A 2,311-nucleotide genomic window follows, 5' to 3' on the forward strand; every position below is an offset into this window, starting at 1 on the left:
GGCCGCCCCAATTCGGGGCTTGAGAGCTATGCGACCAGCCAGCCATAATCTACTTCCAAGCATTAGAGCGAAGCAAATGCGCAGTCAGCAGCACCAGCTACCGCCTCAACGTCATCAAAATGTGTATCGTTAAAGCTATCCCTTTCTAAGCGAGATATATCTTAATCTCCCCCCTGTGAGGCGGTCGGCACCGCGAACTCTTGTTCCTTTTCGACGCCGGCGACGGCTCTGGCTCCGAGTCAGCATTATTTTACGAGTACCCTCAAAACAACGCCCCCACCGATGGTTGCTTCCAGCCCAAAGAGGCGACGCCGACTGGCGCTGACGACCGCCGCCATTCTTGGGCTGCACGCGGGAGTTTCTGGCTGGTCGGTTCAGGCTGCTGCAACCAGCCTGCCCCCCGCCACAAGCAAAGCGGCCCCGATCCCGGTCATGTCTCCTTTGTTGCCGGAAGCCCTGGCCCGCGACGCTTACGTCCTTGGCCCCGGAGATCAAGTGGGTTTGACGATCCTCGATCCAGGCGCCAAGGACCTAGGCGGCACCTTCGAGATCCTCAACGACGGCAGCGCCGCGCTGGCCCTCCTAGGCAGTGTGGTGCTTGAGGGGCTCACGATCAACCAGGCCACCGCCTGGCTGGAGAGCCTTTACAAGCAGTACCTGCTGCGCCCGAGTCTCACTTTGCAGGTGGTGCGGCCCCGACCAATTCAGGTGTCGATCGTCGGGGAGGTGGAGAACCCCGGCCTCTATTCACTCACCACGGCGGAATCTTCCACCACCGGATCTGGTGGCAGCTCGATCAGCGGGCTGCCCACGGTGGTCACGGCGATCCAGAAGGCCGGTGGGCTCACCCAGATCGCCAACATTACCGATGTGCGGCTGCAGCGGGCGCTGCCTGGGGAAATGAACCTACGCAAGGAAACCCAGCTTGATCTGCTGGCCCTGCTGCAGAAGGGCGACAAACGCCAGAACCCCTTCCTGTTCGATGGCGACACCCTCGTGGTGGGCAAGGCGATAGTGCCCGACTGGGAGCTGATGGAGCTCGCGGTGGCCAACCTCTCCCCCCAGAAGATCGTGGTGAATGTGGTGGGCGAGGTGCGCGGCCCCGGCCGCACCGAACTCAAGGCCAACACGCCGCTGATGCAGGCGATTCTGGCGGCCGGTGGGCCCCTGAGGGGACGCGCCAAGAGCAGCGATGTGGAATTGATTCGGATCAACCGCAACGGCACCGCCACCCATGAATTCTTCCGGATCGATTACAATCAGCCTGTGAGCGCCCTCTCCAATCCGCCCATGCGCAATGGTGACACAATCATAGTCAATCGTAACAACCTCACCGTGTTCACTGATGGCCTCGATGCGATCGCCAGGCCGATCACGGGGCTGGCCAATATCTGGGCTCTGGTCAGGTTGATTCAAGACCAGACGAACAACTGATGGGGCCGAATCCAGGGCGAACCGATCAAGCCACGGATTGGTCCTCTTTAATAGCTAGACAGACGTTTGGTTGTGTGGCTCGTCACGTCTTGGTTGAGCAGCACTCCGAGGAAGACAGTGGTTCCGCCTGCTTGGCCACTGTTGCCTTGCACCACGGCAAGCGCCTCACCCTGGTCAACCTGCGCGACCAGCTCGACGCCGTGCCCCTGCCGGCCATCTGCCAATGGAAAGGTAACCACTGGGTGGTGCTGCATGGCTTCCAGGGCAGCAAAGTACTGATCGATGATCCCGCCGTGGGTATCCGCCAGCTCTCGCGCGACGAGTTTCTGGCGGGTTGGGGCAATGGTGTGATGTTGCTGCTCGAACCCGACGATGTCCGCCTAGCCGAGCATGAAGTGGACCAGCGGCGCGGTGGGGATGGCGGTGGCCTGGCCTGGAAGCTCATCACCTGGGCGTTGCTGCTCTGGGCGCCGGTGCTGGGCTGGGACATGGGCCAGCAGTTCTTCAGGGGGCGGCAGCAGGTGGTGAGCACGGTTCAATTGCCAGAGTTGATCCAGCCGAAACCTGCCAGTGCTGCTGCCTATCGCGCCGCCAGCGACCCGCTCTCCAGTCGCCAGACCGATCTCTTGCTGGTGAGCCCGGGCGGCCAAGTGCAGATCGCCAGCAGCATCGAACCGGTCGCTCCCGAGTTTGCCGCCAGCCAAGCAGCCAGGGCCGAAGAGATCGCTTCCCCCAACCTGCTGGCGCAACTTAAGGGAGCCGATGCCCTCGGCGGTGAAGTGAACCTGGCTAACCGCCAGGATCCACCGATGCCAGCCGCCGCGCTGGCTGAACGGATGGCCTTCCTGCGCAGTGGCGACCCGATGCGGGCGCTGCC

Annotated in this window: 2 protein-coding genes; both read left to right on the plus strand. The window is 62.4% G+C overall.

Translation table 11 applies throughout. The features are described 5' to 3' along the window. Window positions 1–432 precede the first annotated feature (432 nt). Complete coding sequence (locus tag AC01FP_RS16970) at window positions 433–1,434, plus strand: SLBB domain-containing protein (RefSeq protein WP_474481852.1); 1,002 nt, start codon at window positions 433–435, stop codon at window positions 1,432–1,434. A 74-nt stretch (window positions 1,435–1,508) separates the two neighbouring features. Next, window positions 1,509–2,311, plus strand: an 803-nt coding sequence (locus tag AC01FP_RS16975) for a cysteine peptidase family C39 domain-containing protein (protein ID WP_474481854.1), incomplete at its 3' end; no start/stop codon positions are given.

The sequence above is a fragment of the Cyanobium sp. NIVA-CYA 375 genome, assembly GCF_056108345.1.

Bases quoted from the DNA above. Each gene is read 5' to 3' on its own strand.
- AC01FP_RS16970 (WP_474481852.1), top strand. From the start codon at position 433: ATGTCTCCTTTGTTGCCGGAAGCCCTGGCCCGCGACGCTTACGTCCTT.